General features: G+C 73.5%; 28 protein-coding genes. 15 read left to right on the plus strand and 13 right to left on the minus strand.

All coding sequences use genetic code 11. The features are described from left to right. Positions 1–40: 40 nt before the first annotated feature. The gene (locus tag BJ984_RS14705; RefSeq protein ID WP_246306471.1) at positions 41–1207 is read right to left on the minus strand and encodes a glycosyltransferase family 9 protein; all 1167 of its coding nucleotides are present in this window, start codon (positions 1205–1207) and stop codon (positions 41–43) included. A gap of 208 nt (positions 1208–1415) precedes the next feature. Here BJ984_RS14705 and BJ984_RS14710 point away from each other — a divergent pair, with 208 nt between their 5' ends. From BJ984_RS14710 to BJ984_RS14735, 6 genes are all read left to right on the plus strand, one after another. After that, positions 1416–2861 (plus strand): aldehyde dehydrogenase family protein, encoded by a 1446-nt coding sequence (locus BJ984_RS14710; protein WP_179548634.1) that lies wholly within the window; start codon positions 1416–1418, stop codon positions 2859–2861. Then, positions 2858–4462, plus strand: a complete 1605-nt coding sequence (gene rfaE2, locus BJ984_RS14715) for a D-glycero-beta-D-manno-heptose 1-phosphate adenylyltransferase (RefSeq protein ID WP_179548635.1) — start codon at positions 2858–2860, stop codon at positions 4460–4462. The genes BJ984_RS14710 and rfaE2 overlap by 4 nt, the downstream gene beginning before the upstream one ends. Then, complete coding sequence (locus BJ984_RS14720) at positions 4459–5340, plus strand: glycosyltransferase family 2 protein (RefSeq protein ID WP_179548636.1); 882 nt, start codon at positions 4459–4461, stop codon at positions 5338–5340. The genes rfaE2 and BJ984_RS14720 overlap by 4 nt, the downstream gene beginning before the upstream one ends. Positions 5341–5434: 94 nt before the next feature. Beyond that, the gene (locus BJ984_RS14725; RefSeq protein ID WP_179548637.1) at positions 5435–5629 is read left to right on the plus strand and encodes a DUF2795 domain-containing protein; all 195 of its coding nucleotides are present in this window, start codon (positions 5435–5437) and stop codon (positions 5627–5629) included. Positions 5630–5706: 77 nt separating this feature from the next. Then, complete coding sequence (locus BJ984_RS14730; RefSeq protein ID WP_179548638.1) at positions 5707–6525, plus strand: sigma-70 family RNA polymerase sigma factor; 819 nt, start codon at positions 5707–5709, stop codon at positions 6523–6525. A gap of 70 nt (positions 6526–6595) precedes the next feature. Then, entirely contained in the window at positions 6596–6925 is a 330-nt protein-coding gene (locus BJ984_RS14735; protein WP_179548639.1) for a DUF7882 family protein, read from the plus strand. 37 nt (positions 6926–6962) lie between these two features. On the opposite strand, the gene BJ984_RS14740 is transcribed toward BJ984_RS14735, so the two are convergent. The 3 genes from BJ984_RS14740 to BJ984_RS14750 all read right to left on the minus strand — a co-directional run bounded on the left by BJ984_RS14740 (position 6963) and on the right by BJ984_RS14750 (position 9591). After that, the gene (locus BJ984_RS14740) at positions 6963–7487 is read right to left on the minus strand and encodes an SRPBCC family protein (RefSeq protein WP_179548640.1); all 525 of its coding nucleotides are present in this window, start codon (positions 7485–7487) and stop codon (positions 6963–6965) included. Next, positions 7477–9009, minus strand: coding sequence for a serine/threonine-protein kinase (locus BJ984_RS14745; RefSeq protein ID WP_179548641.1), 1533 nt, complete (start codon positions 9007–9009; stop codon positions 7477–7479). Before BJ984_RS14745 ends, BJ984_RS14740 begins: the two co-directional genes overlap by 11 nt. A gap of 126 nt (positions 9010–9135) precedes the next feature. Further along, entirely contained in the window at positions 9136–9591 is a 456-nt protein-coding gene (locus BJ984_RS14750; protein ID WP_179548642.1) for a DUF3817 domain-containing protein, read from the minus strand. 131 nt (positions 9592–9722) lie between these two features. Here BJ984_RS14750 and BJ984_RS14755 point away from each other — a divergent pair, with 131 nt between their 5' ends. The 4 genes from BJ984_RS14755 (at position 9723) to BJ984_RS14770 (ending at position 13835) form a co-directional block, all read left to right on the plus strand. Continuing rightward, positions 9723–10094, plus strand: a complete 372-nt coding sequence (locus BJ984_RS14755) for a UBP-type zinc finger domain-containing protein (protein ID WP_246306472.1) — start codon at positions 9723–9725, stop codon at positions 10092–10094. A 67-nt stretch (positions 10095–10161) separates the two neighbouring features. Next, the gene (locus tag BJ984_RS14760) at positions 10162–11325 is read left to right on the plus strand and encodes a helix-turn-helix domain-containing protein (RefSeq protein WP_179548643.1); all 1164 of its coding nucleotides are present in this window, start codon (positions 10162–10164) and stop codon (positions 11323–11325) included. 27 nt (positions 11326–11352) lie between these two features. Next, positions 11353–12618: an NAD(P)/FAD-dependent oxidoreductase gene (locus tag BJ984_RS14765; protein ID WP_179548644.1), complete on the plus strand. Its 1266-nt coding sequence runs from the start codon at positions 11353–11355 to the stop codon at positions 12616–12618. Next, on the plus strand, positions 12615–13835 hold the full coding sequence (locus BJ984_RS14770; RefSeq protein WP_179548645.1) for an MFS transporter: 1221 nt from the start codon (positions 12615–12617) through the stop codon (positions 13833–13835). The genes BJ984_RS14765 and BJ984_RS14770 overlap by 4 nt, the downstream gene beginning before the upstream one ends. A 32-nt stretch (positions 13836–13867) precedes the next feature. Here BJ984_RS14770 and BJ984_RS14775 read toward each other — a convergent pair whose 3' ends face one another. Then, positions 13868–14446, minus strand: coding sequence for a GIY-YIG nuclease family protein (locus tag BJ984_RS14775; protein WP_179548646.1), 579 nt, complete (start codon positions 14444–14446; stop codon positions 13868–13870). A 130-nt stretch (positions 14447–14576) separates the two neighbouring features. Continuing rightward, on the minus strand, positions 14577–14960 hold the full coding sequence (locus BJ984_RS14780) for a Rid family detoxifying hydrolase (protein ID WP_179548647.1): 384 nt from the start codon (positions 14958–14960) through the stop codon (positions 14577–14579). Between the two features lie 158 nt (positions 14961–15118). On the opposite strand from BJ984_RS14780, the gene BJ984_RS19225 reads away from it, so the two are divergent. From BJ984_RS19225 to BJ984_RS14790, 3 genes are read left to right on the plus strand one after another with little or no spacing between them, the layout of a single operon-like run. Next, positions 15119–15646 (plus strand): DUF7882 family protein, encoded by a 528-nt coding sequence (locus tag BJ984_RS19225; protein ID WP_476729754.1) that lies wholly within the window; start codon positions 15119–15121, stop codon positions 15644–15646. Continuing rightward, positions 15568–16746, plus strand: coding sequence for a zinc-ribbon domain-containing protein (locus BJ984_RS19125; RefSeq protein ID WP_444979740.1), 1179 nt, complete (start codon positions 15568–15570; stop codon positions 16744–16746). The genes BJ984_RS19225 and BJ984_RS19125 overlap by 79 nt, the downstream gene beginning before the upstream one ends. Positions 16747–16804: 58 nt before the next feature. Next, positions 16805–17116: a hypothetical protein gene (locus BJ984_RS14790; protein ID WP_179548649.1), complete on the plus strand. Its 312-nt coding sequence runs from the start codon at positions 16805–16807 to the stop codon at positions 17114–17116. Between the two features lie 66 nt (positions 17117–17182). On the opposite strand, the gene BJ984_RS14795 is transcribed toward BJ984_RS14790, so the two are convergent. Further along, positions 17183–17422, minus strand: coding sequence for a hypothetical protein (locus BJ984_RS14795; protein WP_179548650.1), 240 nt, complete (start codon positions 17420–17422; stop codon positions 17183–17185). A 233-nt stretch (positions 17423–17655) separates the two neighbouring features. Between BJ984_RS14795 and BJ984_RS14800 the strand changes: the two genes are divergently transcribed. Next, a complete protein-coding gene (locus tag BJ984_RS14800) occupies positions 17656–18276 on the plus strand; it encodes a DnaJ family domain-containing protein (RefSeq protein WP_373877438.1) in 621 nt (206 codons plus the stop codon). Between the two features lie 55 nt (positions 18277–18331). Here the strand turns inward: BJ984_RS14800 and BJ984_RS14805 are convergent, their stop codons facing one another. From BJ984_RS14805 to BJ984_RS14830, 6 genes are all read right to left on the minus strand, one after another. Then, entirely contained in the window at positions 18332–18568 is a 237-nt protein-coding gene (locus tag BJ984_RS14805) for a three-helix bundle dimerization domain-containing protein (RefSeq protein WP_179548652.1), read from the minus strand. 24 nt (positions 18569–18592) lie between these two features. Next, positions 18593–19030 carry a hypothetical protein gene (locus tag BJ984_RS14810; RefSeq protein ID WP_179548653.1) on the minus strand — a complete coding sequence of 146 codons (438 nt, stop codon included), beginning with the start codon at positions 19028–19030 and terminating at the stop codon, positions 18593–18595. A gap of 59 nt (positions 19031–19089) precedes the next feature. Further along, on the minus strand, positions 19090–20556 hold the full coding sequence (locus BJ984_RS14815; protein WP_179548654.1) for a hypothetical protein: 1467 nt from the start codon (positions 20554–20556) through the stop codon (positions 19090–19092). After that, the gene (locus tag BJ984_RS14820) at positions 20556–21374 is read right to left on the minus strand and encodes a TIGR03943 family putative permease subunit (protein WP_246306473.1); all 819 of its coding nucleotides are present in this window, start codon (positions 21372–21374) and stop codon (positions 20556–20558) included. The genes BJ984_RS14815 and BJ984_RS14820 overlap by 1 nt, the downstream gene beginning before the upstream one ends. Further along, on the minus strand, positions 21367–22416 hold the full coding sequence (locus BJ984_RS14825; protein WP_271206545.1) for a permease: 1050 nt from the start codon (positions 22414–22416) through the stop codon (positions 21367–21369). The genes BJ984_RS14820 and BJ984_RS14825 overlap by 8 nt, the downstream gene beginning before the upstream one ends. 64 nt (positions 22417–22480) lie before the next feature. Next, complete coding sequence (locus BJ984_RS14830; RefSeq protein WP_179548655.1) at positions 22481–22912, minus strand: arsenate reductase ArsC; 432 nt, start codon at positions 22910–22912, stop codon at positions 22481–22483. A gap of 149 nt (positions 22913–23061) precedes the next feature. On the opposite strand from BJ984_RS14830, the gene BJ984_RS14835 reads away from it, so the two are divergent. Beyond that, positions 23062–24243 (plus strand): Na+/H+ antiporter NhaA, encoded by a 1182-nt coding sequence (locus BJ984_RS14835; RefSeq protein WP_179548656.1) that lies wholly within the window; start codon positions 23062–23064, stop codon positions 24241–24243. The last annotated feature ends 2 nt before the right edge of the window (positions 24244–24245 follow it).

Consider the following 24245-nt stretch of genomic DNA (forward strand, 5'->3'; position numbering starts at 1 on the left):
CAGCGGGGCGGGGCCGGCCGTGGTGCGGCCGGCCCCGTGCTCAGCGGCGGCGACCGTGCGCCAGCACCTGGCGCACGTCGTCGAAGACCGGCCCGACCTCGACCTCGGCGACGAACGAGTCGTCGTGCTCGCAGCGCTCGGCCGTCCAGCCCGGCTGCCGCGAGTCCTGCCCGCAGACGGGGCAGGCCGTCGTCCACGAGAGATGCACGCGGTGCTCCCGCCGGGTCAGCGGCCCGCCGTTGATCAGGTTGCCCACCCAGTAGACCGACACGGTCGGCGTTCCGACGGCCTGGGCGAGGTGCCGCGGTCCGCTGTCGTTGCCGACCAGCACGTCGGCCGACGCCAGCACCCCGACGAGCTCGGGCAGGGTCAGGGCTCCGGCTAGAGAGACGAGTCGGCCGCGCATCCGCTCGCCCCCGGCCAGGGCCACGATGCGCTCGGCCGTCGGCACGTCGCTCGCGTCGCCCACCACCACGACCCGGTGGTCGTCGTTGAGCGCGCGCCGGGCGAGCTCGGCGAACGACTCGGCGGGCCAGCGCCGGCGCGGGTCGGTGGCTCCCGGATGCACGACCACGACCCCTCGGGACGCTCCGGTGCCCCGGCCCCCGCCGAGCAGCTCCTCGCCGCGCCGCCGCTCCTCGTCGAGCACCCGGACGACCGGTTCCATCGTCACCGGCGCGGCGCCCGCCTGGGCCACCGTCTCGAGCCACCGCACCACCTCGTGCTGGTAGTAGAGGTACGGGACGGTGCGCTCCAGCGGCGCGGCGTCACCGGTCATGGTGCCGACCGTGTGCCGGGCCCCGAGGGCCAACAGGAAGGGGTTGGAGTAGCGGCCGCCGCCGTGCAGCTGCACCGCCAGGTCGAAGCCCTCGGCGCGCATCCGGACGTGGAACCGGGCGGTCGCGAGCGGATCGGCGGCGTCGTCGGCACCGCGCACCCCGCGGGCCGCGGGCAGCAGCTCGACCCCGTGGACCGGGCCCGGGCGCCCCTCGAGCAGCGCCCCGTGCAGCGGGGTGCCGAGCAGGGTGATGCGGGCGTCGGGATAGGCGGCGGCGAGCGCCTCGACGGCGGGCATCGCGAACAGCAGGTCACCGAGGCCGCCACCTCGCAGCACGGCGATGCGGTGGACGCCGTCGAAGCGATCGCGGAGCGGCGCCAGCACAGGGCCCGGTGTCTGTCCCGGGAGGTCGGTCAGGGTCATCGTCATCCGGCGTCCTCGTCTCTCGTGCTGTTCCTCTTGAGTGCCCCGACGAGCCGCGCGGGAAACATCGGATGCCGCACCGGGTGTGTAAGCGGCGGCGCCGGTGGGTACAGCACGGGTGACCGCGCCGCAGGCATGGCACCGCGCGGCACCGAGACGGCTCCGCGCGGCATCAGCCCTGCGGCACCGGCCCCCGCGGCACCGAGGAGGACGCATGCAGTTCGACAGCGACACCGTCACCCCGCTCACGACGCCGGCCACGGTGCCAGCCGCCGGATCGGCTGCCGCCGGATCAGCCGCAGCCGGCGGCGAGGTCGCCATCACCGACCCGCGCACCGGTGCCCTCGTCGGCTGGGTCGACTTCACCACCGACGAGGAGCTGACGGCCGCCGTCGACCGGGTGGCGGCCGCCCTGCCGGGCTGGCGCCGGATCTCCCCCGCCGACCGGGGGCGCACGCTGGCCAACGCCGCGGAACTGCTCGCCGAGAGCGAGCTCGAGCTGGCCGAACTGAACCACCGCGAGACGGGCCGCCCGCTCGAGCAGGCGCTCGAGGGCGTGCGAGCCGGGGTGTCGACGCTCGTGCAGTACGCCGAGCTCGGCCCGCTGCACACCGGCCGCACCCTGCGCGGCGGATCGGGCGCCATCGACTACACGGTGCCCGAGCCCCGGGGCGTCGTCGCGGTGCTCACCCCGTGGAACGATCCGGTGGCGGTCGCCGTCGGCCTGATCGGCGCCGCACTGGTGACCGGCAACACCGTGGTGCACAAGCCGAGCGAGCGGTGCCCGCACCTCGGCAGCCGGCTCGGGGAGGTGCTGGCCTCGGCGTTCCCCCGCGACGTGCTGGTGTCGGTGTCGGGCGACGGCTCGACCGGGGCCCGGCTGATCGCGCATCCGGCCGTCTCGACCGTGGCCCACGTGGGATCGAGCGCCACCGGGGAGCGGATCGCCCGGGCCGCCGCCCTGACCGGCGCCCACGTCGTGCGGGAGAACGGCGGCAACGACGCCCTGATCGTCGACGAGGGCGTCGACCCGCGCTGGGCCGCCGAGCGGGCCGCCATCGCCGCCTTCACGAACACCGGCCAGCTCTGCACCGCCGTGGAGCGCATCTACGTGCACGAGGCCGTCGCCGAGACGTTCGTGACAGCACTGGTCGAGCGGGCGGGCGAACTGAACCGCTCGGGCGCGCTCGGCCCCCTGGTCGACGAGCGGATGCGGCAGGCCGTGCACGAGCAGGTCGTCGACGCCGTGCAGACCGGTGCGACGGCCCTGGTGGGCGGCGAGGTGCCGGCCGGCCCCGGCTCGTTCTACCCGGCCACCGTGCTGACGGGCTGCCGCCCCGGCATGACGGTGATGCAGGAGGAGACCTTCGGGCCGGTGGCCCCGGTTCAGATCGTCCGGTCCTTCGCCGAGGGCCTGCGGCTCGCCGACGACGACCGTTACGGACTCTCGGCCGTGGTGCTGACGCCGTCGATGGAGCACGCGCAGCAGGCGGCCGAGCAGCTCACCGTCGGCACGGTCAAGGTCAACGACGTGTTCGGCGGCGCCCCCGGAGGCTCCGCCGAGCCGCGCAAGGCGAGCGGCAGCGGCTTCGGCTACGGCCCCGGACTGCTCGACGAGCTCACCCTGACGAAGGTCGTGCACATCGGGACGCCGCGATGACGGCCGCGGCCGAGCGCGGGGCGCGGGTCGGGGCTGGAGTCGGGGCCGGGGCTGGAGTCGGGCACGGAGTCGGGCCCGGGCTCGCCCTCGCCGAGCTGCCGGCCCTCATCCGGGCTCGCGCGCCGCGGGTGACGGTGGTGGGCGAGGTCATCCTCGACCGGTGGTGGCGCGGCCCCGCCCGGCGGATGAGCCGTGAGGCCCCCGTGCCCGTGGTCGACGTCGACGAGACCCGCTCCTGCCCGGGTGGGGCGGCGAACACCGCCGTCAACCTCGCGGCCCTCGGTGCCCGGGTGCGGCTGGTGACCGTGCTGGGCGACGACGAGGCGGGGCGGGAGCTCGCACTCCTTCTGCAGCAGGCGGGTGTCGACACGAGCGGACTGATCGAGCATCCGGGCGCCACCACCACGACGAAGACCCGGGTGGTCGGCAGCGACCAGATCCTCGTGCGGAGCGACCGGCACGCCCCGCTGCCGACGCCCGAGGTTCTCGAGCGGTTCGTGGCGGCCGTGCGGGCGGCGACGGATGCGCGCTCCGGCGCCGAGGCCGAGATCGTCTGCGACTACGGAACAGGCCTCCTCGGCGACCGCGTGCGCTCGGCCCTCGTCGGGCGGGACAGCCGGCCCGCGCTCACGGTCGTGGATGCCCATGACATCGCGGCCTGGGCCGGTCTCGGCGCCGACGTCGTCACCCCGAACGCCGCGGAGGCCGTGCGCGCCCTGGCGGCAGCGGGACGGCGGCCGGAGTCGGCCGAGCAGCTGCGCGCCCTCGGCGACCCCGACTCCGACCGGCTGGAGGCGGCGACCGCGCTGGCCGCGGAGCTCTTCGCCGCCTCCGGCGCCGGGGCGGTCGTCACGACCCTCGACCGCGACGGCGCCGTGCTGCTCCAGCCCGGCGCGCCCGTGCACCGCACGACCGCCCGGCCGAGCCTCGAGCAGCAGGCCTCCGGTGCCGGCGACACCTTCGCGGCGGCCCTCACCCTGGCGGTCGTCTGCGGCGCACCGCTCGCCCTGGCCACCGACCTCGCCCAGGCGGCCGCGGACATCGTGGTGCAGCAGTACGGCACCTCGGTCTGCGACTCCCAAGAGCTCGAGCGCTCGGTCGCCCGCAGCTCGCCCGAGCTGCTGGACGCGCGCGGTCTCGTGCGGGCACTGGCGGCCGATCGGGCCGCCGGGCGGCGCATCGTCTTCACCAACGGCTGCTTCGACGTGCTGCACCGGGGGCACACCAGCTACCTGCGTCAGGCCGCCCAGCGCGGCGACGTGCTCGTCGTCGCGCTGAACGACGACGACTCGGTGCGCCGGCTGAAGGGCGAGGGCCGACCGGTCAATCCGCTCGCCGACCGGGCGGCCGTGCTCGCCGCGCTCGGCAGCGTCGACCACGTCGTCGCCTTCTCGGAGGACACCCCGGCGGCGCTGCTCGAGGCCGTGCATCCCGACGTCTACGCCAAGGGCGGCGACTACACCCCCGAGATGCTCGAGGAGGCCGCAATCGTGCGGGCCTACGGCGGCCAGGTGGTGATGCTCGACTACGTTCCCGAGCACTCCACGACGGCCCTGGTCGACCGCATCCGCACCGGCACCGGCCCGGCGGTGCCCTCGTGAGCGGCGGCAGCCGCCGGGGCTCGGCGCGCTGGGGCCGGCCGGCGGAACCGCCCGCCCCCGAGATCGACGTGCTCATCCCGACGGTCGGCCGCGTGGCCGAGCTCGCGGTGACCCTCGCCGGGCTCGCCGCCCAGGACGACCCGCCGTTCGGCGTGGTGGTCAGCGACCAGTCCGACGACTTCAGCTCCGCGCGGGCGCCGGCCGTGCAGGCGATGGTGCGGGTGCTCGCCGCGCAGGGACGCCCGGTGCGGCTCGAGCACCACGTCCCCCGGCGCGGCATGGCGGAGCAGCGGCAGTTCCTCCTCGACGCCGCCCGGGCGCCGGCCGTCCTCTTCCTCGACGACGACGTCTGGCTCGAGCCCGGCCAGCTGGCGCGACTGCACGGGGCGCTTTGGGCGAGCGGTGCCGGGTTCGTCGGTGCGGCACCCCAGGGCCTGTCGTACCTGGCGGATGCGCGGCCGCACGAGCGGGCCTCGTTCGAGCCGTGGCGGGGGGCGGTGCATCCGGAGACCATGCGGCGCGGGGCCGTGGGCTTCGACCGCCTCTCGCTGCACAACGCGGCGAACCTCGCCCACCTGGCCGCCGACCTGGATCTGGACGACGAGGACGTCGTGCTCTACCGGATCGCCTGGCTGGGCGGCTGCGTGCTCTACGACACCGCCCGGCTGCGGGAGGCGGGGGGCTTCGACTTCTGGCGCGACGCCCCGCCGGTGCACTCCGGCGAGGACGTCGCGGCGGAGTGGCGGGTGATGGAGCGCTGGGGCGGGGCGGGCGTGCTGCCGTCGGGCGCCGTGCACCTCGAGGCGCCGACGACCATCCCGCACCGGCCGGTCGACCTGTTCGACGTGGTCTTCGCGCCCGCCGATCCCGAGGGATGACCGACCCCGTGGGATGACAGACCCCGAGAGATGACAGACCCAGAGAGATGACAGACCCCGAGAGATGACAGAACAGATGAGAGAAGGAGACACCATGTCCGACACCCCCAACCCGATCCAGGTGCAGAAGCACCTCGGCGGCCTCGACTACCCCGCCTCGAAGGACGACATCGTGGCGAAGGCCGAGCAGTCCGGAGCCGACGACACCGTGCTCGAGGCGCTGCGCGGGCTGCCCGACCGGGAGTACGACGCGCCGACCGCGGTGAGCGAGGCGCTGTCGGGCTCGTAGCCGGCGGGCTCTTAGAGCAGTGGGGAGAAGGAGTCAAGGGTGTTCTCGGGCCCACGGTGCGGCCGTAGACCGAGTTCATGACACGACTCCGACTCTCCCCGGCTCCGGCCTCGCCGACCCTCGACGCGCCGACCCTCGACGCGCCGGCCGTCGAGCAGCTGGTCCTCGGCCATCTCGCGCTGGCCCAGGCCGTCGCCCGCCGGTACTTCCGGCCGAGCGCCGGAGCGAACCAGAACGAGGACCTGCTGCAGGTCGCCTACGTCGGTCTGGTGAAGGCGGCGCAGCGTTTCGACCCGGAGCGAGGCGAGAACTTCGCCTCGTTCGCCGTGCCCACCGTCGCGGGCGAGATCAAGCGGCACCTGCGCGACAACGGCTGGATCATCCGGCCGCCGCGCCGCATCCAGGAGCTGCACGGGCGCGTGCGGGAGGCGGTGCCGCGGCTGACCCAGCGGCTCGGCCGGGCCCCGGGGCCCGCCGAGCTCGCCCAGGAGCTCGACTGCGGCGTCGACGAGGTGCTCGAAGCGCTGGCGTCCAGCACGACCCTGTTCCCGGCGTCGCTCGACCGCGCGGTGGGCGACGACGAGGGCGTGCGGCTCTCCGACGTCATCCCCTCCGCAGGCGACGAGATCGGCCACGCCGAGACGGCCGCCACGATCGCGTACGCCTGCCGGGAGCTCCCGGAGCAGCAGCGGCGGATCATCTACCTGCGCTTCTTCGAGGACCTGACCCAGCAGGAGATCGCCTCCGAGCTGGGTGTCACGCAGATGCAGGTGTCGCGGCTGCTCGCCCGCGCGCTGGACGGACTGCGACAGCGGATCGCCCGCGGACCGTCGGTGCGCTGGCGGGCGGCGGGACGCGCATCCGCTCATCTCGCCCGCACCCGTCTGGTCGCGTGATCAGGAGTTCCACCCGCTTGCAGAATGCCCGGGACCAGAGGAGAGTGGACAGCCAGGGAGGTTGCCGGGCATGGGAAAGATCGTGTACGACTCGACCTTCACGGTCGACTTCGAAGACCGGGTGCTGGCCCACCTCCAGCTCGTCATCGGTGCGAAGCTGCGCCGCGGCGAGGCGTTCTTCTTCTCATGGAAGGACGACCCGAGCAACGGCGACGGCCGCACCGTGATCTGGTTGCACCCCCACATCCCGCTGACGTTCAAGTTCTACGGCGGGCGCCAGCCGGCCGTCAACCGGGCCTGGGTCGAGGCACTGATGGTCACCGCCAACTCGCCCCAGGGGCTGCAGCTCGTCGGAGAGCCCCACGACCCGGGCGTGCCGGGCGATCACCTGCACGACTGAGGGCGGGGCGGCTGCTCCGGCCTGAGCGTCAGGCGCGCTAGACGCGCTCGGCGTTCGCGGGCGGCGGGTCGTCGCGGTCGACCGACTTGATGGTCACGTGCGATCGACCCTTGGGGCCCCCGGTCGAGACGAGGTGCTTCGCGTAGGAGCGGAGCGCCGAGGCGATCACCCGGGCGTCGATGCCCACGGTCGCGGCGGCGCGCTCGGCGGCGGTGTGCGGCTCCCAGGAGACCGAGAGCGTCACGCGCGTCGAGTCGTCGTCGACCGCGGCGAAGTCGGCCCGGCCGGTGAAGGCCAGGTCTCCGCCGATGGTGCGCCAGGAGAGGTGGTCGTCGGGGATCTGCTCGAGGATCTCGGCGTCGAACTCGCGCGTGATGCGGCCGACCGAGAGCACCCAGTGGCTGTAGGTCTCGGAGGTCACCGCGACCGAGGACACCGGCTCGAGGAAGTCGGGGAAGGACTCCAGGTCGACCCACTGCTTGTAGGCGGCCGAGAGCGGGGCCTTCACCACGATCGAACGGGTGGCCTTGCGGAGGGGCCGGGGGGTGCTGCTATCTGCCATTGCCGTTTCCGTTGCCGTTGTTGTTGCCGGGGCCGCTGTTGCCGTTGCCGTTGCTGTTGCCGGGGCCGCTGTTGCCGTTGCCGTTTCCGTTGCCATTGCTGTTGCCCGGGCCGCTGTTGCCGTTCCCGTTGCCGGGCTGGGGCTCCTCGACCGGGGCGGGCTCCTGCTCGACCGGCGCGGGCTCCTCCACCGGGGCCGGCTCCTCGACGACCGGAGTCGTGTCGCCGCCGGTGTCGGACTCGGTGACGGGCTCCACCGGGGTCTGCTCTGCGGGCGTTTCCTCGACCGTGGCCGGAGTGGACGACTCCACCACGGGAGGCGCCGTGGGGGCGACCGAACCGCCGGCCGCGCCGAGCCCGATCAGCACGGCGAGCACGCCGATCGCCAGGGCGCCCGGCACCGCGATCGCCAGGGCCACGACCTTCGGGCGCCGACGCTCGGCGCGGCGCTGGATGCGCCGGGTCGGCAGCTCCATCGCCACGGTGCGGTCGAGTGCGGACTCCACGTCGAGCTCGGCGAGGGAGACGACGGGTGCGGCCACGGGGGGCGCCGCGTCCATGGGCGCGGCGATGAGGGGCGCGGTCGCGATTCCCGCCTCCGTCGCCGCGGCCGGCAGCTCGATCACGCCGGTCGCCGCGAGCGGGTCGTCGTCCGAGGCGGCGGCGGGCACGAGCAGCGCGAGCTGCAGCTCCCGCGCGGCGACGGCCACGTCGAGGGCGGTGGGACGGTCATCCGGTCGCGGTGCCGTCATCGCGCTGAGGAGCGACTTCCAGCCGTAGCCGAGGTCGCCCGGGATCTCGGGGGTCTGGGTGACCCGGGCCATCAGCGACTCGTGCGTGCCGGTCTGCGGGAACGCCCGGCGGCCGGTCAGCGACTCGATCAGCAGCAGCCCGAGCGAGTAGATGTCGGCCGCAGGCGCGGGCGGTGCCCCACGCACCTGCTCGGGGCTGAGGTACGCGGCGGTGCCCATGATGGTGCCCGGCAGCGTCACCCGGGTGCTGTCGATGAGGTAGGCGATGCCGAAATCGGCGAGCTTCGCGCGGAAGGCGGGCCCCGGCGTCGAGCTCGGGCGGAGCAGCACGTTGGAGGGCTTGATGTCGCGGTGCACGACGCCGCGCTCGTGCACGACGTGCAGCGCCTCGGCGAGGTCGAAGGCCATCGCGGCCGCGTCGGCGGGAGCCAGGGGCCCGTCGGCGAGCCGGCCGCGCAGGGTGGGGCCTTCGACGAACTCCATCGCGAGGTAGCTGAGGCCGCCCTCCTCCACGCGTGCGTCGAAGAGGGTCACCAGCGCGTGGTGGTTGAGCGAAGCGAGCACCCGTGTCTCGGAGACCGTGCGGCCCGACTCGGAGGGCTCGGTCGCGCCCGGGCGGAAGACCTTGATGGCGACGGTGCGCCCGAGCAGCTCGTCGTTCGCGCGGTACACGGTGGCCATGCCACCCTCGCCGGCGGCGGCCTCCAGACGGTAGCGGCCATCGAGGATCTCGCCGGTGCGAGGGACGTCGTCGGTCACGAGCTCGCGCATCACCGATCCTTCCCGCGGGGGAATCCGCTGCTACTTGCCTACCACGATCAGGTCAACAGCGATTGACCTAAAAGGGTGGAATTCGAGGGGGGTGCGGGTGAGGCGAGCGAGCGGATGCGCGCGCGCTCAGCCGACCGGAGGGCCGGCCACCAGGGCCACCGTCGTGAGCACCGCCACGACGACCACCAGCACGACCGCGAACATCCACGGGTGCCGCAGGAACCAGCGCAGCAGGCGGTCGATCGGCGTCCGATCGCGGGGATCGGAGCCCGCCTCCGTGCGCCAGTCGCCCTCGAGCCGGCGGCGGCGCTCAAGTACCGCGTCCATCACCAGCGTGCCGTAGGGCGGCACCGCCGTCAGCCCGGCGACGACGATCAGCCACCACGGCCAGCGCTGGTTCAGCCCCACCACGACCGTCGTCACGACGAAGGCGATGAACACGGTGCCGTGCGCGAGCCCGATCGCGAAGAAGAACGGCACCTCGGCGCCGGCGGCGTAGCGAGCCACCATGGCGGCGATCAGGGCCGTCCAGGTGACGGCTTCGGCGATGGACACGGCGCGGTACAGCAGGCGGGGAGACATCCCCTCCAGCCTAGCCAGCGCCGATGCCGTGCCGCGGCCGCGCATCGGCCTTGGCCTGTGTGCCTGCGACGATCGTCGGACGGCGCTTCGACGGCCGGACTTCCGCACGGGCGGCCGGGTGGCGTAGCGTCATGCCGACGAAGGGAGCCGTCATGGCCGAAGCGGTGCAGGCGATCGATCCCTCGGTGCCGCCGAGTGGTACCGGGTGCGTGGAGTGCGAGGCGACGGGCAGCTGGTGGCTGCACCTGCGGCGCTGCGCCGCCTGCGGTCACGTGGGATGCTGCGACGACTCGCTGAACAAGCATGCGACGGCCCACTACCGGCAGACCGGGCATCCGGTGATGCAGAGCTTCGAGCCGGGCGAGGACTGGTTCTGGGACTACTCGACGGAGGACTACACCGACGGGCCGCGGCTGGCCGACCCGCAGAGCCACCCCGTGTCGCAGACGGTGCCGGGGCCGGCGGAGCGCGTGCCCGCCGACTGGGAGTCGCTGCTCGGCTGAGTGGTAGCGGGCTGAGTGGTAGCGGAAGGGCCACGCGCCCGCCCGGGCTGTTTCCTAGCCTGAGGGCATGAACCTCCAAGACGTCGTCGACGAACTCGCCGAATCGCTCGGCCGCTCCGTGGTGGTGAACGATCTCGCCTACCGTCCGCTCGCCGCGAGCGCGCAGGGCGACGAGATCGACCGGATCCGGACGGTGAGCCTCCTGCAGCGCGCCACCCCCCAGCCCTATCAGGCCTACCTCGACGAGCTGCAGGTCAACACGGCCCGCCAGCCGATGCTGATCGGGCTCGAGGAGTTCGGCGGGCGGGAGCGGCTGGCCGTGCCGATCCGCGACGAGTCGGGCACGGTGGCCATCCTGTGGCTGATCACCGGCGACCTGCCGCCCCTCACCGCCGCCGACTACGCCGCCATCGAGGCCGCGGGCTCGCTGCTGCGGGCCCTGCTGTCGGCCGACGGCGAGGGGGCGGGCGAGGGCACCAGCCGCCCTGCCGTGCTGCGGCGCCTGCTCTCGGCCGACCCGGCCACGCGCCGTCGCGCCTTCTCGGACGCGGTCACGAAGCGCTTCCTGGAGCGCGGCCCCGGCACCGTCGTGCGGGCCGTGATGGTGGGCCCCGACCGCTCGCACGTCGAGCGCGTCGCCTTCGGCCGGCACCTCGGCGCCCTGCGCTCCCCCGGCTTCGCCTTCCTCGGCGAGTGCGGCGACGCGCTGATCGTCGTCGGCCGCGCCGGCGACCGGGAGGCCCTCGACGAGACGGTGCGCCGCGAGGCGGAGCGCTACGGCATGGCCGTCGCCGCGATCGGCTCGGCGCACCACGACCGCGCCGACGACGACCTGCAGAACGCCGTCGATCAGGCCTGCACCGCCGCCGCGATCGTCTCGGCCCTGCCGCACCTCGGCCCCGGCGCCGACATCGGCGAGCTCGGCGCCTGGGCGATGCTGTCCGCCGTGGTGGGCGACCGGCGGCAGCTGGCGATCTTCTCGCCGGCCGCCCATCGGCTCTGCGTCGAGGGCGACCCGCTGCAGCGCACCACGGTCGAGACCTACCTCGACGTCTGCGGCCAGGTGCGCGACGCCTGCGAGCTGCTGCACATCCACCGCACGACGCTGTACTACCGGCTCGAGAACATGCCCGAGGTCGTGAAGGCGGCGCTCGACGACGGCATGCAGCGGAGCACCCTGCACCTCTGCCTCAAGCTGATCCGGCTCTGGGAAGCGACCGGCCGGGCCTAGGCCCGGCCCGCGAGAGGAGAGGCCGCCGTGACCGAGCAGACCCCGACCGCCCCCCGCATCGTGCACCTGTACGGCGAGCGCCGCAGCCGCGACGCCTACGCCATCCGGGACTTCCTGACCCGCAGCGTGGTCGACTTCACCTGGACGACGCTCGCCACCGACGAGCAGTGCCGCAGCATCCTCGGCGTGCCGCTCGCCGGGGCGCAGCTGCCGGTCGTCGACCTGCCCGACGGCACCCGGCTGAGCGACCCCAGCCTCGCCGAGATCGCCACCCGCCTCGGCTGGGTCGAGGCCCCCAAGCTCGCCGAGTACGACCTGTCGATCTACGGTGCCGGCCCCGCGGGGCTGTCGGCCGCCGTCTACGCCGCGTCGGAGGGCCTGCGGGTCGTCGTGGTCGAGCGCGAGGCGGTCGGCGGTCAGGCCGGCTGCAGCAGCCTGATCGAGAACTACCTCGGCTTCCCGCACGGCATCGCGGGCGCCGACCTCGCCGAGCGCGCCCGGCAGCAGGCCGTCGAGTTCGGTGCCGAGCTGCTGATGATGCGGGCCGGGGTGCAGGGCGAGTTCCACGACGGCCGCATCCACGCCCGGCTCGCCGACGGCAGCACCCTCATCGCCCGGTCCAACATCTGCGCCACCGGCGTGGAGTGGCGGCGCCTCGGCCTCGACCGGGAGGACGAGCTGCTCGGCCTCGGCCTCTACTACGGCGCCGGCACGAGCGAGGCTCCGGAGTGCGCGGGAGAGCAGGTCTTCGTGGTGGGCGGCGGGAACTCCGCCGGCCAGGCCGTGATGAACCTCGCCGCCCACGCCGCCCGGGTGACGATGCTCGTGCGCGGTGCGGATCTCAGCGCCACGCTCTCCAGCTACCTCGCGACGCGGGTGATGGCGCAGCCGAACGTCGACATCCGTCTCGACACCCGCATCACCGAGCTGCACGGCGACGACGCGCTGACCGGGCTGACGCTCGAGGACAGCCGCACCGGCGCGAGCGAGGAGGTCGCCGCCTCGCGGGTCTTCGTCTGCATGGGCGGCGCACCCGACACGGCCTGGGCGGCGGCCACGCCGATCGTGCGCGACCGGCTCGGCTACCTCGTGACCGGGCCCGACCTCAGTGCGGCCGACCTGGCGGGATGGCCCCTCGAGCGGCACCCGTTCTTCCTCGAGACGAGCGTGCCCGGATCGTTCGCGGCCGGCGACGTGCGGCAGAACTCGGTCAAGCGCGTCGCGTCGGCCGTCGGCGAGGGCGCGATGGCCGTCACCTTCGCGCACCGCTACCTCTCGGAGACCTTCGGATGAGCACCTCCCCTGCGCCGCGCCGCTTCTCGGTCTCGCACGGGCCGGCCTTCTGGATCGTCGCGGTCACCTTCCTGCTGGTGATGGCGTACTCGACCGTGCCGACGCCCCTCTATCCGCTGTACGAGCAGCGGGACGGCTTCCCGCCGTTCGTGGTGACCATGATCTTCGCCGCCTACGCCGTGGGCGTGATGGTGAGCCTCTACCTCGCCGGGCACGTCAGCGACTGGCTCGGGCGACGCCGCGTGCTCCTCGTGGCCGTGCTCGTGTCGGCGCTGTCGGCCGTGCTGTTCCTGTTCTTCACCGAGGTGCCGGGGCTCCTGGTCGCCCGCTTCGTGAACGGGGCGAGCATCGGCATCCTGACCGCGACCGCGACCGCCCACCTCGGCGAGCTGCGGGCCCGGGCCAAGCCCGACGAGAACACGATCGTGGCGGCCTCGGTGTCGGGAGCGGCCAACCTGGGCGGGCTCGCGCTCGGCCCGCTGATCGGCGGGCTGTTCGCCGAGTTCCTGCCCGACCCGCTGATGCTGCCGCACCTGGTGTTCCTCGTCGTGCTGATCGTCGCGGCCCTCGCCCTGCTGCTCGTGCCCGAGACGGTCGACGTGCCCACCGGCGACGACCGCCCCCGGTACCGACCCCAGCGCCTCTCGGTGCCGGCCGGCTCGGGCCGGGCCTTCGCCGTCGCCGCGTTCGGCGCCTTCTCGGGGTTCGCCGTGTTCGGGCTGTTCTCCTCACTCGCGCCGACCTTCCTGGTGGTCACCTTCGACTCCCCCGACCACCTGCTGGCCGGCGCCGTCTCGTTCTCGGTGTTCGCTGCCGCGGCCCTCGGTCAGCTGGCCCTGGTCAAGCTCCGGATGCGCACCCAGCTCACCATCGCCCTCCTCGGCTGCACGTCCGGCCTCGTGCTCGTCGCGGCCGGGGCGCTGCTGCCCGCGCTGGCGCTGTTCCTGATCGGCGGCGTGGTGGCGGGGCTCGGCGTGGGGCTGCTGTTCAAGGGAGCACTCGGCACGGCCATCGGACTCGCCGAGCCCGCGCGGCGGGGCGAGACGCTGGCGCTGGTGTTCCTGATCGCGTACGCGGGGCTCGCGGTGCCGGCGCTCGGGGTGGGGGCGGCGCTGGCGTTCGTGCCGGCGATCGTGGCGCTGGTGGTGTTCGTGGGGCTGGTGCTCGTGGCGATGACGGTGGCGACGGTGCTGATGCGGCGGCGGGCGGCGCGGTAGGGGGCGCGGGCGGCGCGTCGGGCGTCGGCGGGTCAGTGGCCGGCCAGGGCGGCGGCCTCGCTGAGCCAGCGGCGGTGCTGGTCCCAGGGGTCGGTCGCGCCGGCGCGCAGCACGTCGATGTGCGCCAGCAGCGCGTCGTGCTCGTCGAACCACTCCCGCCCCGCGCGGTGGGCCGCGAACTGCTGGTGCCGCCGCTGCTCCAGCCGCCGGTCGCCGCGCTCGAACGCGAGGAGCTCCTCGTAGTGCAGCTGCGAGAGCCGTGAGCGCGGATTGGCCGAGGTGCCGATCTTGATCCGGCCCCGTGAGCGGATGTAGTACACGACGTCGACCCGCACCGGCCGCGCATCCGGGTCAGGATGCTCGTGCAGCCGCCACTCGCACACCGCGCAGAGCCACCCCGACGGCCACTTCACACCGAGCCGCGACCCGCAGGCCGGACACGGCGACGGCAGCACGTCGGTGACCCCCGCCTCTCCCGCCACCCACTCGGCTGCCCGCACCAGATGCTCCTCGCAGAGCCCGAGCCCGGCCTCGACCACGACGGGCCCCGCGCACCGGCCGCTCCCGCCGCGCGGGTCGGCCGCGCCGCAGCCGGCGCTCGGATCCTCCATGCCCGCACGGTACCGCGTGCCTCCGACACCGGCGAGCGGTGCGGTGGGCCCGGTGTTGTGCGTGCGACGAGCTTTTCCGCGTGCCGCGTGCCGCGTGCCGTGGCCGGTGCGATGTGCGGTGCGACGCGGCTCAGGCGGCGACGAGCTCGATCTCGATGCGGGCGCCGAGCGGCAGACCGGCCACGGCGACGGTGGTGCGGGCGGGATACGGTGCGTCGAGCATCCGCTCGTAGACCCCGTTCATCGCCGCGAAGTCCTCCATGGAGGTGAGGTAGACGTTGACCTTCACGGCGTCGGCCAGCGTGCGACCGGCAGCGGTCAGCACGAGTTCGAGGTTGGCGAACACGCGCTCGGTCTGCGCGACGGCGTCACCGTCGACGAGGCGTCCGGTCGCCGGGTCGATCGGGGTCTGACCCGAGAGGTAGAGCAGCTCGCGCCCCCGCCCCGTCGCAGCGTGCGAGTAGGGGCCGACGGCGGCGGGGGCGTCGTTCGCGTGGACGGTTTGTCTGGGCATGCCCCGATCCTGCCACGGCGGGCCCGCCGCCGGCCTGGCCAGATCCGCGCCACAGGTGTCGACTGCGGGCGGGGGCGGACATGGTGACGTGCCGGGTGCGCTCTCGGCGGTCGGAAAGCGAACCGGCGCAGTCGAGCCCCGCCCCGTGTCGGAGCGGCATGGCAGGACACGAGAACCTGGGACAGACGCGCCGGCGAGCGGGCCGCGAAAGGACACCCGCGGGCAAGCTCATCTCCGACTCGTCGTTGACGGTCGGCTTCGACGATCGGGTGATCGCGCACCTCCAGGTCGGGATCGGCGCGAAGCTGCGGCGCGGAGAGTCGTTCACGGTCTCGTGGAAAGACGACGGTCAGCTGGGCGACGGGCGCACCTCCATCAGGATCCACCCGGCCGTTCCGCTCGTGTTCAAGTCGTTCGGCTGTTCAAGTCGTTCGGCGGGCGGCCTCAGGCGATCAACCGCCGCTGGGTCGAGGCGCTGGCGTCGGATGTCGGTGGTCGCTCGTAGGGTCGGAGCGGCCGCAGCGCACGGCGGCCGGAGAGGAGCGCGGGCGTGCCCGAGAGCATCGACGCCTGGTGGTCGCGACGCCAGCGCTCGAAGGGCAGCGACGTGCCCTACGCCGTCGGCACCTACCGCGACGACTGGGCGCGCTACCCCGTGCTCGTGCGCCAGTACCACCCCGATCTGAACCGCATGATCACGCTCACCCAGGTGCCGCCGGGGGCGGACGTCTATCTGACGTGGCAGTGCGAGTCGGGCCATGTCTTCATCGCGACCCCCGCGGAGCAGCGCTCCCGCCCCGGCGGCGGCCAGCGGCGCCGCTCGGTCTGGTGCCCCACCTGCTCCGACCTCGCGGCTCCCCGCCGCCCGCCCAAGCCGTTCCCGGGCCCGGCGGTCCCCCTCGACGGGCCGGCGGCCGCCGCGCCCCCGGCACGGTATCCCCTCTCTGGTGTCGATCCGGGGCCACTGCCGCGGGCGCAGCATTCCGGCAGGCGGGTGACGGATACCGGAGGTGGGGCGACGGGCGCTGGAGGAGCCGCAACGGGTGCCGGGGGTGGGGCTCGGATGGCACTCCGGGACGGGCGGGCCAGCGGGGCCACGGCGTATCGGGCGGCGGCGCGGTCGGAGCGGGCGGCCGATCCGCTGCCGCCGGCGGGGCCGGGGGTCGGGGCGGCCGCCCGCCGCGCCAGGGCGGGGATCGTGCGGCTGGCGGTGGCGCCTTTCGTGGTGCCGCCGCTGCCGGAATCGCCTGCGGAGAGCGTCGGGCCCGCGCATCCGCCCCCACCCGCCATGCCGGGAGCGGAGGTGCGGAGCGAGGACGTGCGCACCGACCCCCGCCACCGGGCCGGCGACGCGTTCCACAGCACGCGGGCCCCGCGCACGGCGTCGGCCGCCGAGGCCGAGCTGCGGAGCCGCCTCGCCGAGCGGTTCGACCTCGACCTCTCCCCCGAGCGGGCCAACGCCGTCGCCGTGACCCGGCCGTTCTTCGGGCGCACGGAGGTGTGGCCGGACATCGTCATCCCCGAGCTGCGGGTGGCGATCGAGTACGACACCGTCGGCCGCTTCGGCCTCGAGCACGTCGGCCCCCGCGAGGACACCGACCGCCGCAAGGACCGCATGCTCCGCGCCGTCGACTGGGAGGTCGTGCGGGTGCGCTGCGGCAAGCTGCAGCCCCTCGGCCCGCACGACATCGTGGCCTCGGGCGTCACCGCCCGTCTGGTCGACTCGCTGGTCGATGCGCTCCGCACCATCCGTGGCGATCTGTTCGTGAACGCGTACCTCCGCTGACGCCGGGCCCGTCGGCGGCTCCCCGATCGTGGTGGGGCGCGGGCGGTAGCCTGAGGGCATGGAGTGGGTCGACCGCATCGGCGTGGCGTTCTGGGTGATCGTGCTCGTCGCGGTGCTGGTCGTCTTCGCGGTGGTGGCGTGGCGCCTGATCCGGATGGCCGCAGCCGCCCGACGCGGCGACTTCTCGACGGGCCGCGCCCGCGGCCGTGCACCCGGCACCGCATCCTCGCGCTCACCTTCGGCGCGAGGCAGCAGCCTCCGCCCCGACACCACCCCCGGCGCCTACCTCCTCGACGACACCACCCCGCCCGCCGACGCGCCGTCAGTGGCCACCCCGCCCACCGCCGACCAGGACGACGAAGCGCGCTGAAGCGAACACTCAGTGACAACCGTCACGCGGCGCAGGGCGCCGATCGGGTGATGGCGGAAAGGAGCGTCAGGCGGCGCGGCCGGCCGATCCGACGGCGGCAGCGGTGAGGGCCGCGTCGAGTTCGTCGAGTGCCAGCGTGAGGAGCTCGGCGTCGAGGACGCCGGTGTCGGCCTCGTGGGTCACGGTGTAGAGCGCCAGGCGCAGGCGCGCCGCGGCGGCCGGGGACGGGCCGGCGATGGTGTCGATGCGGGCGTGCAGGCGCCGGCGGTGGTCGATGTGCTGCGTCGTCCACACGCGGTTCGTCATGGGGTTCTCCTCGTGGTCGGGGGCCGCCCTCGTCGGCCCGTGCTGGTCACCGTAGGCGAGTGGGTGGCACGAGCATCCGGTGTGACGTCTCTTCGTCGTCATGTGTCGCTCTGTGACGACGATGACCGGGCGGCCGTGCGGGTGCATCCGTGCTCATGGAGCGATGCTGGCGGCTGGGCGGCGGCCATGGGGGTCGCGACCGAGAAATGGGGAATCGTTCTACGCTGGAACGAGTGGTGCAGGACAGGTCGAAGCGAGATGACGGGCGGGTCGCCGATCCGCGGCTGAAGGCCGCCCGCTACCGCACGGGCACCGGTGACACGGACGAGTCCGAGGCCGACGACGCCGGGCGACCGACGATGGAGCAGCGGGCGCAGTACGTCGAGATCCAGATCGCCCAGGCGATGCGCCGGGGCGACTTCGACGATCTGCCCGGTGCCGGGAAGCCGCTGACCGGGCTCGGGGGGACGTACGATCCGGACTGGTGGATCCGGCAGAAGATCGAGCGGGAACGCCTGACCGGGCTCGGCCCGCCCGCGCTCACCCTCCGCACCGAGGACGCCGAGCTCGACGCCCGCCTGGACGCCACACACGGCGAGCACGCCGTGCGCGAGCTGCTCGGGGACTTCAACCGGCGTGTGATCGAAGCGCGGCGGCAGCTGCAGGGCGGACCGCCGGTGGTGACGGCGACGCGCGACGTCGACGCCGAGGTCGCGGCGTGGCGCGAACGTCGGGAGGAGCGAGGTCGCGTCGCCCGCGAAGCCCGCGAGCGGGAGGACGCGGAGATCGCAGCACTCCCCTGGCGGGAACGCCGCCGCGCCCTCCGCGCCCGTCGCCTGCGCGACGGCTGGTGACGCGGTCTCACCGACTCCGACATCGTCGGGCGCGGTGGGGCGACTGCCTGGGAGATCAGGCGCCGGGGGCGTCCTGGGCCTCGGATCCCGACGCCGAACCCTTCTTCAGCCGCTTCTTCGTCGACCGCTCCACGAGGATAGCGAGGTAGTCCCGCACGGGCCTCCCCGCCAGCTCGGTGAACTCGGCCCGCGTCGCCTGCTCGATGTCGGCGCGCGGGCGATCCGGGAACCGCTGCTGCAGGCGGTCGACGATCTGCTCGATGGTCTCTTCGTCCGTCACTTCTCTGGCCATGAGCCGCAGTCTGGCATCCGCGGGTTAACGGCCGGGGTCGACTGACCCTCCCCGAAGGTTCCGGACGGCGGACGTCACCACCCAGCCGAGCACTGACGCGACCCCCGCGGCCACGGCGTTCTGCGCCACCACTCCGAGTGAGGAGGGCCACGTCGCGTTGCCCGACGCCAGCACCAGCATCCCGCAGACCCCCGCGCCGATGACGGCGCCCAGCACCGCGAACAGTCCCAGCACCGCGAACAGAACGACGTGCAGCCCCGGCGGCCGCTGCGGCAGGCGACGAGAGACCCACGCGGCGGCGGGCACCCAGAGGAGCAGTCCGCAGAGCGCATACGCCGCCGCAGCGCCCACCAGCACCCCGGCCACCGACGGCCCGGACATGTCCCACTCCTCGACCGTCAGCATCAACCCCAGCACGCCGACGATCGGCCACACCACGACCCCAGAGAGTTGGCTCCGCACGGCCTCATCATCGCGTGCCCGGGTTGACCGGAGATGAACGACGTGCGGCGACGGAGACCCTAGCCGCACCAGTCCGGCTGGAACCCCGGCACCCCGCGCTCCACGGCGCCGCTCGTGACCTCGACGAAGTACGTCGTCATCTCCGAATAGCCCGGCAGCGCGTACCCGTCCCCGACCGCGCCGCCCGCGATCGTCTCCACCGCCAAGTACTGCCCGTTCGGCGAGAGACAGAAGCTCCGGATGCGCGAGCCGGCCGCCGCGGGACGGTAGAGCTCGCCCGTCCCCGCCGCATCGGCGTAGAGGATCACCGACGACTGCGCCGCCGATCCCGACGAGTAGTCGACCGCGTCGTACTGGCGCACCGTGGCGCCGTTCGGGAGGGTGGCGATGGCGCCCGGGTAGAGGGCGGGATCCGCATCCGGAACCGCCTGGTCGAGCGGCTCGACGGTGCCGTCGGCGAGGTCGATCGTGGACGTGCCCGCCGGATCGGCGACCACGAGCTTCAGCCCGCCCGCGAGGAAGTCGCGCATCTCGACGTGCCGGCCGAGCGGGGTGGGCCCGCCGCTGCCGAGCGGTTCGATGAGGTAGAGCTGCTGGTCGGTGCTCTGGGCGACGAGCGCCGAGCTTCCCGGCACGAACTGCCAGTCGACCACGCGCAGCGGCGAGCCGTCGAAGCCGGTCACCTCTTTCGGGCGCCCGGAGGCGTCGAGGGGGTCGAAGGTGAACAGGGCGTTCTGGTAGACGCGGCCCTGCGCATCCTGACCCCCGTTCACCGTGTAGCCGAACAGGCCGGCCGTCGCCGAGGCGTGCAGGTTCTGGATGCGCGAGCCCGTCGGCGTGAACACGGTCGCCGGCGTCGCCCCGGCCTGGGCGACCGCGAGCGTGCTGCCGCCCTCGGCGTCGAGGAGGATGACCGCGAGGGCGTCTCCGGCGACGGCGTACTGCTGGATGCGCGGGGCCTCGAGCACCACGTCGGTCGACGAATCCGCGCCCGACGCGAGGCTCGACCGCAGGATCTGGTCGTCGGGCTTGTCGGCCCCGGCCGCCGCCCCGCCGCGCCGGAGCAGGCTGTAGACGTCGATGTCGGGGGTGCGGAAGGAGTAGTCGATGGTGCCGGTGAGGCCGGTGCCGTCACCGGTCACCCCGTCGACCCGCACCGCGTAGTCGGTGGCGTAGTCGAGGACCGCCCCGAACGTGAGCGTCACGTCGGCGCCCGAGGAGTCGAGGGTGAAGGGTGCTGCCGGAGTCACCGTCACCTGCGAGGCGTCGACCGCCTCGAGCGGCTGGTCGGCGTGCAGTACGAGCTTCTGGTCAGGGCGGGTGATGGTGGCGGCGGGATTGACCGAGCCGGCCTGCAGGGTCGGACCGCGCAGCACGGCTGCGGTGCCGAGGCCGGCCGCCGCCAGGGCGAGCACCACGAGGGTGACGGCGCTGGTGCGGCGGAAGCGGCGCAGCTGGGAGCGTTCGGCGCGCTCGTGCGAGGGGGCGGAGGCGGCCCGAGCACGGGCCATCAGGCGGCGGGCCATCAGTAGACGTAGGGCTCGGCAGGCTGGTCGACGGGGGTGATGTCGGCCGGCTCGAAGACGATGGGCTGGCTGCTCGAGGTGCTGGGGTTGGTGCCGAAGGTTCCGGATGCCTCGACCCACGTGTCGACCGCGTAGCTGTCCTGCCATCCCGGCAGGTAGACGGGCACGCCGACGGGCTGGGCGTCGACCGCGCAGCAGGTGACGACGAAGCGGGCGACGTAGAAGACGTCGTCGGGGTCGGTGGGATCGGGGGTGACGAAGCCGGTGAGGGTGGCGGACTTGCCGGCGAAGTAGTCCTCGCCGGCGCCCTGACGCAGGAGCGAGGCCCAGTCCTTGATGGTGAAGGCGGCGGTGTCGCTGCCGACGAGGGTCTCGGTCGCGCTCGTGTCGGTGACGGCGGCGGAGGCGTTCAGGTCGCGCTGATCGACGGTGGCGGTGGTGAGGGTCGACGGCGGAACGATCAAGAGGGCGCCGACGGTCGCGGCGATCACGACGCCGGCGGCGACGGCCCAGACGGTATCGCGGCGGCGGAGAGGACGCGGCGGCACGGCGGCTCCGAGGTCGGAGGAATCATGGCCGTCGTGCCCGCCATGGTCGGCGTCGACATGGTCGTGGTCGCTCGCCGGCGCCGTCGGCACGATCGCGAAGGCCGCCAGCACCACGACCCCCGCGAGCACCGCCATGATCACCGTGAACTCGTAGTAGCGCGGGTGGATGTACAGACCCAGCTGGCCGGTCACGGCGAGCCAGATGATGGCGACGATCCCGACGAGCGAGAGGAGGATGCCGCGCCAGCGGGTGAGCAGTCGGTCACGCAAGAAGGTTCACTCCGAATCCGAGGGCGAGGGAGGCGAGGGCCACCACGGCGACGAGCCGCACGAGGGCGCCGGTGGTGAAGGTGGTGCGCAGCAGCGTGATCATCTTCACGTCGACCATCGCCCCGAACACGAGGAACGCGACCACCCCGCCCGGCAGGAAGGTCGAGCCGAAGGCGAGGATGAAGAAGGCGTCGACGTTGGAGCAGATCGCGATCACGAACGCCAGCAGCATCAGGGCGAGCACCGACCAGATCGGGTTGCTGCCGAGCGCCGTGAGCACGTCGCGCGAGAGCCCGACCTGGATGGCACCCGCGATCGCCGAGCCGACGATCAGCGCGGGCAGCATGGTGGACGTCTCGTCGGCGAACGCGACGACCCCGCGCCGCAGCTTCGCCAGCTGCCCGGCCCGTCCGTGCTCGTGTTCGTGGTCGCCGTCGCCGATGCGGCAGGCCTCCTCGAACGCGGGCGTCAGCAGCAGCTCGGGCCGCGGGTGCCGGCTGAACAGCCAGCCGACCAGGTTCGCGATCACGAAGCCGCCGGCGATGCGCCCGATCAGGATGCCGTCGTTCCAGCCGAAGGCCTGGTAGGTCGTGACGATGGTGACCGGGTTCAGGATGGGCGCCGCGAGCAGGAACGTCATCGCCTCCGGCACGCTGAAGCCCTTCATCATGAAGCCGCGGGCGAGCGGCACGTTGCCGCACTCGCACACCGGCAGCAGCACGCCGACGAGCGAGATCACCACGCGCCGGAGCGCCGGGTTCCGGGGCATGATGCGGTGGATGACCTGGTCGGGCACCCAGAACCGCACCACGACCGAGATCAGGATGCCGAGGAACACGAACGGCAGCGACTCGATCACGACGCTCACCGAGAGGGTGACGAAATCGCGGAGGCGGTCGGGAAGAGCATCCGCCCCCCACGTCGCCGAGACGGCCCGGAGCACGAGCAGCGCCACCCCGAGCACGGCGCCGACGACGAGACCGCGGAGCGCGGTTCGGGATCGGGGGGCCCGGGTGCGGGGCGGCAGCACGTCGCTCGTCACAGGGAACCAGCGTAGGGCAGCCCCGTCGCACGATCCTGGGAGAGCCGTGCCGAGGCGGCAGGCCTCAGACGAGGCTCGCGATGAGCCCCTCGACCCGCCCGCGGATGTCGTCGCGCACGTCCCTCACGACCGAGATCGGCTGCCCGGCGGGATCGGTGAGCTCCCAGTCCTCGTACCGCTTGCCGGGGAAGATCGGGCAGGCGTCACCGCAGCCCATCGTGATGACGACGTCGGCCTGCCGCACGGCATCGGTCGTGAGGATCTGCGGCACGGCCCCCGCGAGGTCGATGCCCTCCTCGGCCATCACGGCGACGGCCGCGGGGTTGACGGCGTCGCCCGGCTCGCTGCCGGCCGAGAACACGTCGATGCGGTCACCGGCGAGGGCCCGCAGGTACCCGGCGGCCATCTGGGAGCGGCCCGCGTTGTGCACGCAGACGAACAGCACGGCGGGGCGGGCGTCGGTCACGATGGAGCTCCTCGGGGTCGGTAGCGACATCTTAGACAGCGCGGGTGAACGACGGATCCCCGCCCCGACCGGCTTCGGTAGACTGGCTGCTGGTGTGCCGGGAAGTCTGGTCGGCGGGCGGTCGAACGACCGCTCTCGATGCCCCACCGAGCCACCACCCGTGGCAGCAAGGACACCGCATGGCCGTCATCCGCTCCGAGCGCGTCGCCGCGTTCCTCCTCCTGATCGCCGCCGCGCTCGGCCTGATCGCCGCGAACACGCCGATCGGCCCCGCGCTGATGGAGGTGCAGGACGCCCACTTCGCCATCCCGGGCACACCCCTCGACCTCTCCGTCGGCCACTGGATCAGCGACGGCCTCCTCGCGATCTTCTTCTTCGTCGTGGCCGTCGAGCTGAAGAACGAGTTCGCGGTCGGTCAGTTGAACTCCGTCTCCAAGGCGGTGCGCCCGGCGATCGCGGCGCTCGGCGGCGTGATCGTGCCGGCCCTGATCTTCCTCCTGATCACCGCCGGCTCGGGCTACGAGGGCGGCTGGCCGATCCCCACCGCCACCGACATCGCCTTCGCGCTCGGGGTGCTGGCCGTGTTCGGCAAGGGCATCCCGTCGCGGCTCCGCATCTTCATCCTCGCCCTGGCGATCCTCGACGACATCGTCGCGATCCTGATCATCGCGGTCTTCTTCACCGCCGACCCGAACCTGCTGCTGATCGTCCTGGGTGCGGTCGGTGTCGTGGTGTTCGGTCTGCTGAGCCGGCTGCTGGGCACCAGGTTCCGGATGCTCGTGGCCGCCGCCATGGTCGTCACCGCCGCCCTGACGTGGTCGCTCGTCTACCTGTCGGGCGTGCACGCCACGATCGCCGGTGTCGCCCTCGGCCTCGCCATGGTGCGGAAGCCCGCCATGAAGCTCCGGCACCACCTCGAGCCGGTCACGAACGGGGCGATCCTGCCGCTGTTCGCGTTCTCGGCGGCCCTCGTCGCGATCCCCCAGGTCGCGCCGAGCGAGCTGGCTGCGCCGTTCTGGGGCATCCTGATCGCGCTGCCGGTGGGCAAGCTGATCGGCATCAGCCTCGGCGGATGGCTGTCGAGCTTCGTCGGGCCGCGTGAGAAGCGACCGCACCTCACCCTGCACGGGCTGCTCGCCGCGGGGGCTCTCGGCGGCGTCGGCTTCACCGTGTCGCTGCTGATGAACGAGCTCGCGTTCGCCGCCCAGCCGGAGGTCGCCGACGAGGGCACCCTCGCCGTGCTGCTGGGATCGAGCATCTCGATCGTGATGGCGGCGATCCTCGTCTCGACCCTCGCGGGCACCTACCGGCGGCTCCGCCGCCTGCGCCTCGAGGCCGAACGCCGCATCGCCGCCGCCTGACC

The organism is Herbiconiux flava, from assembly GCF_013409865.1.
Taxonomy (GTDB): Bacteria; Actinomycetota; Actinomycetes; order Actinomycetales; family Microbacteriaceae; genus Herbiconiux; species Herbiconiux flava.

Coding starts and splice junctions, on each gene's coding strand:
- BJ984_RS14755 (WP_246306472.1), top strand. CDS start 9,723: ATGCCGACGAAGGGAGCCGTCATGGCCGAAGCGGTGCAGGCGATCGAT.
- rfaE2 (WP_179548635.1), top strand. CDS start 2,858: ATGACGGCCGCGGCCGAGCGCGGGGCGCGGGTCGGGGCTGGAGTCGGG.
- BJ984_RS14745 (WP_179548641.1), bottom strand. CDS start 9,009: ATGCGCGAGCTCGTGACCGACGACGTCCCTCGCACCGGCGAGATCCTC.
- BJ984_RS14795 (WP_179548650.1), bottom strand. CDS start 17,422: ATGACGAACCGCGTGTGGACGACGCAGCACATCGACCACCGCCGGCGC.
- BJ984_RS14830 (WP_179548655.1), bottom strand. CDS start 22,912: ATGTCGCTACCGACCCCGAGGAGCTCCATCGTGACCGACGCCCGCCCC.
- BJ984_RS14775 (WP_179548646.1), bottom strand. CDS start 14,446: ATGGAGGATCCGAGCGCCGGCTGCGGCGCGGCCGACCCGCGCGGCGGG.
- BJ984_RS14740 (WP_179548640.1), bottom strand. CDS start 7,487: ATGGCAGATAGCAGCACCCCCCGGCCCCTCCGCAAGGCCACCCGTTCG.
- BJ984_RS14805 (WP_179548652.1), bottom strand. CDS start 18,568: ATGGCCAGAGAAGTGACGGACGAAGAGACCATCGAGCAGATCGTCGAC.
- BJ984_RS14705 (WP_246306471.1), bottom strand. CDS start 1,207: ATGACGATGACCCTGACCGACCTCCCGGGACAGACACCGGGCCCTGTG.
- BJ984_RS14770 (WP_179548645.1), top strand. CDS start 12,615: ATGAGCACCTCCCCTGCGCCGCGCCGCTTCTCGGTCTCGCACGGGCCG.
- BJ984_RS14710 (WP_179548634.1), top strand. CDS start 1,416: ATGCAGTTCGACAGCGACACCGTCACCCCGCTCACGACGCCGGCCACG.
- BJ984_RS14790 (WP_179548649.1), top strand. CDS start 16,805: ATGGAGTGGGTCGACCGCATCGGCGTGGCGTTCTGGGTGATCGTGCTC.
- BJ984_RS14735 (WP_179548639.1), top strand. CDS start 6,596: ATGGGAAAGATCGTGTACGACTCGACCTTCACGGTCGACTTCGAAGAC.
- BJ984_RS14750 (WP_179548642.1), bottom strand. CDS start 9,591: ATGTCTCCCCGCCTGCTGTACCGCGCCGTGTCCATCGCCGAAGCCGTC.
- BJ984_RS14835 (WP_179548656.1), top strand. CDS start 23,062: ATGGCCGTCATCCGCTCCGAGCGCGTCGCCGCGTTCCTCCTCCTGATC.
- BJ984_RS14760 (WP_179548643.1), top strand. CDS start 10,162: ATGAACCTCCAAGACGTCGTCGACGAACTCGCCGAATCGCTCGGCCGC.
- BJ984_RS14780 (WP_179548647.1), bottom strand. CDS start 14,960: ATGCCCAGACAAACCGTCCACGCGAACGACGCCCCCGCCGCCGTCGGC.
- BJ984_RS14815 (WP_179548654.1), bottom strand. CDS start 20,556: ATGGCCCGCCGCCTGATGGCCCGTGCTCGGGCCGCCTCCGCCCCCTCG.
- BJ984_RS19225 (WP_476729754.1), top strand. CDS start 15,119: ATGGCAGGACACGAGAACCTGGGACAGACGCGCCGGCGAGCGGGCCGC.
- BJ984_RS14730 (WP_179548638.1), top strand. CDS start 5,707: ATGACACGACTCCGACTCTCCCCGGCTCCGGCCTCGCCGACCCTCGAC.
- BJ984_RS14725 (WP_179548637.1), top strand. CDS start 5,435: ATGTCCGACACCCCCAACCCGATCCAGGTGCAGAAGCACCTCGGCGGC.